At 71.5% G+C, this 4,832-nt stretch carries 5 protein-coding genes; 2 read left to right on the top strand and 3 right to left on the bottom strand.

Features of this window, described 5'->3' with window-relative positions; translation table 11 throughout:
• Window positions 1-149 precede the first annotated feature (149 nt).
• Both AB0G16_RS32210 and AB0G16_RS32205 read right to left on the bottom strand, forming a co-directional pair.
• Window positions 150-1,508 carry a hypothetical protein gene (locus tag AB0G16_RS32210; protein ID WP_362813627.1) on the bottom strand — a complete coding sequence of 453 codons (1,359 nt, stop codon included), beginning with the start codon at window positions 1,506-1,508 and terminating at the stop codon, window positions 150-152.
• A gap of 300 nt (window positions 1,509-1,808) precedes the next feature.
• Window positions 1,809-3,008 carry an NADP-dependent malic enzyme gene (locus AB0G16_RS32205; RefSeq protein ID WP_362813624.1) on the bottom strand — a complete coding sequence of 400 codons (1,200 nt, stop codon included), beginning with the start codon at window positions 3,006-3,008 and terminating at the stop codon, window positions 1,809-1,811.
• A gap of 269 nt (window positions 3,009-3,277) precedes the next feature.
• Between AB0G16_RS32205 and AB0G16_RS32200 the strand changes: the two genes are divergently transcribed.
• Window positions 3,278-3,808, top strand: a complete 531-nt coding sequence (locus AB0G16_RS32200; RefSeq protein WP_362813622.1) for a CGNR zinc finger domain-containing protein — start codon at window positions 3,278-3,280, stop codon at window positions 3,806-3,808.
• Here the strand turns inward: AB0G16_RS32200 and AB0G16_RS32195 are convergent.
• Window positions 3,778-4,080 carry a S24 family peptidase gene (locus AB0G16_RS32195; protein WP_362813619.1) on the bottom strand — a complete coding sequence of 101 codons (303 nt, stop codon included), beginning with the start codon at window positions 4,078-4,080 and terminating at the stop codon, window positions 3,778-3,780. The two genes, AB0G16_RS32200 and AB0G16_RS32195, sit on opposite strands and share 31 nt — an antisense overlap.
• 89 nt (window positions 4,081-4,169) lie before the next feature.
• Here AB0G16_RS32195 and sodN point away from each other — a divergent pair, with 89 nt between their 5' ends.
• The gene (gene sodN, locus AB0G16_RS32190) at window positions 4,170-4,571 is read left to right on the top strand and encodes a superoxide dismutase, Ni (RefSeq protein WP_362813616.1); all 402 of its coding nucleotides are present in this window, start codon (window positions 4,170-4,172) and stop codon (window positions 4,569-4,571) included.
• Window positions 4,572-4,832: the final 261 nt, after the last annotated feature.

The following is a 4,832-nucleotide window of genomic DNA, read 5'->3' as shown; positions in this document are numbered from 1 at the left end:
CTCCTGACGATCACCCGAGTCTGAGCGTCCAAACCTCGGACTCGAACAGCTCCACCTGAAGGGGCCCGGCATCAGCCGGGCCCCTTCAGCCTTTCCCCACCCACGGCGAACCGCCGAGGCGGCGATCGGCGTCGAGGACGACGAGGCCCTCAGACCGGGCTGAGCTCCCCCACCCGCTCGTTCAGCTCGGCCACCGGCGGCTCCGCGGCGTGCGGGTCCAGCCGGCGGCGCAGGTCGGCGACGTAGGAACGTGTCCTGGCCGACCGCAGGCCCTCGGCCAGCTCCAGCGCCGACGAGGCGACCGAGCACGCCTCCTCCAGCTCCCCCGAGGCCAGCAGCCCGGCCGAGAGCAGCGACAGGTTGAACATCCGCCCGCGCACGTAGCGTCCGTCCATCTCCAGCGAGCGCCTGGCGTGCCGTACGGTCCCCGGCCCGTCCCCGAGGTCGCGGAAGCAGTGCGCGAACTTCGCCGACAGGTAGGCCTCGTCGAAGTAGGCGATCCAGTCCGGCGCGTCCCCGGCGCCGCGGCGGTCGAAGGCCAGCTCGGCCTCGTGCAGGGACCTCGCGCACGCCGCCCGGTCGGCCAGCACGGCATGGGCGTGCGCCTCCATCACGTGCGCCTCGGCCAGCAGGGCGAAGACGCCCGCGCGGCGGGCCGAGAGCTGGGCGGCCCTGGCCAGGTCGAGCGCGTGGCCGGGCTGCCCGATGTAGACGGCCTGGTGACTCATCCCGGCGAGGATCTCACCGCCGAGCCCGTGGTCCTCCGCGCCGCGCGCCAGGCGCAGCGCCTGGAGCAGGTACCGCTGGGCCAGGCCGTGCTGTTCCAGGTCGTAGGCCATCCAGCCGGCCAGCCGGGTCAGCTCGGCCGCGGCCGACGCCAGCGCCCTGCCGGTCCGTTCGGCGTACGAGCCGTCGGCCAGCAGCGGGGCGACGGCCGTGTCCAGATACCGTACGACCGCCGAGCGGACCCTGCCCCCGCCGAACCTGTTGTCCAGCTCTCCGAAGGACCGGGTCACCTCCCGGATCGCCGCGATGTCGTCCATGCCGACGCGCCGGGCGCCCCCGCCCTCGGGCCGCCCCTCCAGGGGAAGGGTCAGCCAGCGCAGTGCCCCGGCGGAGCCCGCTCCGATCGCGAAGGTGGAGTCGAGCAGGAACCTGCGCCTCTCCACGTCCGCTCGCCACAGTGCTGTCACGGTCGAGATTCCCTCCTGCCACGTACGGGTGAACTCCTGCCCGAGGTCGAGAGGCGCCAGGACGGCCGGCAGGCCGAGGTCCTCGGGACTCACGGCCCTTCCGAGCCGGAGAGCGAAGATCTCGGCGAGCAGCCCGGGGACCGGCCCCCTGGGCCGCTGGCCCGCGAGCCAGCGCAGCACGGAGCTGTGGTCGTACCGCAGACCGGACAGGCCGCGGGCCGTGCCGAGATCGTTGAGCCTGCGGGCCAGCCCCTTGTGGGTGAAGCCCGCCTCGGCGATGAGCCGCTGGAGCAGTCGATTGGGCTCGCGTTCCATAGCCCTCCTGGTCGTGAGAACCCCGGTGCGCCGACGGCACGCATGGTCGCCCATGCGTGCATACGCTGACCGATGCACGTCTTACGCACATTGGTAACAGAGAGCTCTATTTATAACACGAGCAGTGACGGACTTCGGCGTTTCCGGGAAGCACGAACGCCCCCCGCCGGTCGGGCGGGGGGCGTTCGCGGTGAGATGCCTGGTGGGCGGGTCGTACGGCCCGGCGCGCTCGCGGGAACCCGTTCCCCGGAGGCCGATGGGACGGCTCCCGGGGAGACGCGGCCGGAGCGCCGCCGGTCGTCAGAGACGGGCGACCCCGTCGGCGCGCGCCTGCGCGGAGACCGCGGCGATGACCGCCGGGGCGACGCGCTCGTCGAACGGGCTGGGGATCACGCAGTCGGCCGACAGCTCGTCGCCGACCACCGCGGCCAGCGCCTCGGCGGCGGCCACCTTCATGTTCTCGGTAATCGTGGTGGCGCGGACGTCCATGGCGCCCCGGAAGACGCCCGGGAACGCCAGCACGTTGTTGATCTGGTTGGGGAAGTCGGAACGGCCGGTGGCGACCACCCTGGCGTACCTGCCCGCGACCTCGGGCAGCACCTCGGGCGTCGGGTTGGAGAGCGCGAAGACGATCGAGTCGGGTGCCATCGAGGCGATGGCCCGCTCCGACACCGTCGAGCCCGACAGCCCGACGAACACGTCGGCCCCGGCCAGCGCCTGCTCGGTGGCCCCGTGCAGGCCCGCCTTGTTGGTGTCGCGCGCAAGGGCCTGCTTGACCGGGTTGAGCCCGTCGCGGCCCTCGTGGACGATGCCCTTGGAGTCGGCCACCGCGATGTCGCCGACACCGGCGTCGAGCAGGAACCTGCTGACCGCGATCCCGGAGGCCCCGGCACCGGCGACCACGACCCTCAGCTCGCCCAGCGACCGGCCGGTCAGCCGCGCCGCGTTCTTCAGCGCGGCCAGGGTGACGATCGCGGTGCCGTGCTGGTCGTCGTGGAAGACCGGGATGTCGAGGAGCTCGCGCAGGCGTGCCTCGACCTCGAAGCAGCGGGGCGCGCTGATGTCCTCGAGGTTGATCCCCCCGAAGGAGGGGGCGAGCCGGACGACCGTCTCGACCAGCTCGTCCACGCCGGTGCAGTCGAGGCAGATGGGCACCGCGTCGACGCCCGCGAACTGCTTGAACAGCAGGGCCTTGCCCTCCATGACCGGCATGGCGGCGGCGGGCCCGATGTCCCCGAGGCCGAGCACCGCGGTGCCGTCGGAGACGACGGCGACCACGTTGGAGATCCAGGTGTAGTCCTTGGCCAGCTCGGGCTCTTCGGCGATGGCGCTGCAGACCCTGGCGACGCCCGGCGTGTAGGCGAGTGCCAGGTCCCCGGCGTCGCGCACCGGGACGGTGGAACGGATCTCCAGCTTGCCCCCGCGGTGCAGGGCGAAGGCCGGGTCCAGATCGAGGGCTTCGAGGGCTTCGAGGGAGGTGGAGGATGGCGTGACGGCCACAGCGACCCCTGTAGTTCAGTCAGACAGACGGATGGTTCCTTCGGAGGCGGCCGGAGGGAGCCTGGTCCCGGGCTTCGGTAGCCGCTCGGGGCCCGCTCGCCGAACGCGGTCGCCTGGAGGGGTACGGGGGTCACCCGTTGCTCGATTGTGCCACATGTTGAGACCCCGGCCACTGGGGAAATCCCGCACTTTCGCGGTCCCGCTGTTAACCTCGCCCCACCGTGTAATACTCGAAGCCCACCCCACCTCTTACATCGACGGATCCCCAGATGGACCTCACCTCCTACGCCGAGCTGGCCGTACTACTGATCAACAGTCCCGAGCGGCTGAGCGGTCTGGAAGGGCTGCGCCTGCTCCTGGAAGAGGGCGGACGCTACCGCCCCGGCTGCCGCATCACCAGGAGCGACCTGGAGGCCCTGCGCGACCTGCGCGAGGAGCTCCTGATCGTGTTCGAGACCGCCGAGCTGGGCGACGAGGAGGCCGTGGTCGACCGGCTCAACTCGCTGCTGATCCACCACCCGGTCCAGCCGCAGATCTCCGGGCACGACGGCGAGCGCTGGCACCTGCACCTGACCGAGGGCGGCCGGATGGCCGACCAGTACGCGGTGGGCGCGGTGATGGGACTCGCCACCATGATCACCGACCTCGGCGTGGACCGGCTCGGCCTCTGCCAGGCGGCCCCGTGCCGCAGGGCGTACCTGGACACCTCCTCCAACCGGTCGCGCCGCTACTGCTCGGAGCGGTGCGCCAGCCGCGCCAACGTCGCCGCCTACCGGGCCCGCCAGAAGGTCGGCCAGTAGCGCAGCACCACCCGGCCGACGATCGCCGGCGGAGGCAGCGCCCCGAAGTCCCAGCTGTCGCGCCGGCCGGCGGCCCGCTGGTTCTCGCTCTCCAGCCACCAGCCGTCGCCGTCCCGCCAGGCGGCCCGCTTGACGATGAGCGTCGCGGGATCGGAAGGAAGCCGGGCGACGACCAGGTCCCCGGGCCGGACGGTCGCGCCGCGACGCACCCAGAGCCAGTCGCCGGGCCTCAGCACCGGGAGCATCGACTCTCCCTCGACGCGTACTCTCACGGGCGCATCCCCCTCCAGCGCGGGCATTCGGAGACGAGTAAGGTCGTTGAACGGACCATTCTGTACCTGTGCATCAAGGAAGGATTCCGATGCTCGCACGACTTCTGCGCCCCAAGCACACCGCGTCGGCCCATTGCGACCTGCCCTGCGGCGTTTACGACCCGGCTCAGGCCCGCATCGAGGCCGAGTCGGTCAAGGCCATCATGGAGAAGTACGCCGCCAACGAGGACCCGGCGTTCCGTACCCGCGCGCTGATCATCAAGGAGCAGCGGGCCGAGCTGGTCAAGCACCACCTGTGGGTGCTGTGGACCGACTACTTCAAGCCCCCGCACCTGGAGACCTACCCGCAGCTGCACCAGCTGTTCTGGGAGGCCACCAAGCTCGCCGGTGCGGGCGGCGGCAAGGGCTCGACCGACGTCGCCAAGGCCGACGAGCTGCTCGCCAAGATCGACGAGATCTCCAAGATCTTCTGGGAGACCAAGGCCGCCTAGCCTTCCGGGAGTGTCCTCACGGGGACCGTCCCGTCCGGATCGAGGAACCGCCCCGGCGCTCCCTCGATCCGGACCGGGGCCCACCCCCGAGACCACGCCGGGACCTCCCCTCTCACCGGGACACCGTGCCCCGGCGACCTCTCGATGGGGACTCCCGTGAGTCCGCGCCGGCGACTGGGCCGAGGAGGGAGGAATCGTGAGGAACGAACGATTTCACCCGACGAGGGAAGGAGCCGGATCCGAGCGGACTCACCGCGAACG

Source organism: Streptosporangium sp. NPDC023615 (genome assembly GCF_040640155.1).
GTDB lineage: Bacteria > Actinomycetota > Actinomycetes > Streptosporangiales > Streptosporangiaceae > Streptosporangium.
The sequence above is the reverse complement of the archived record's forward strand: the minus strand, read 5'-3'. Positions and strand labels throughout refer to the sequence as shown.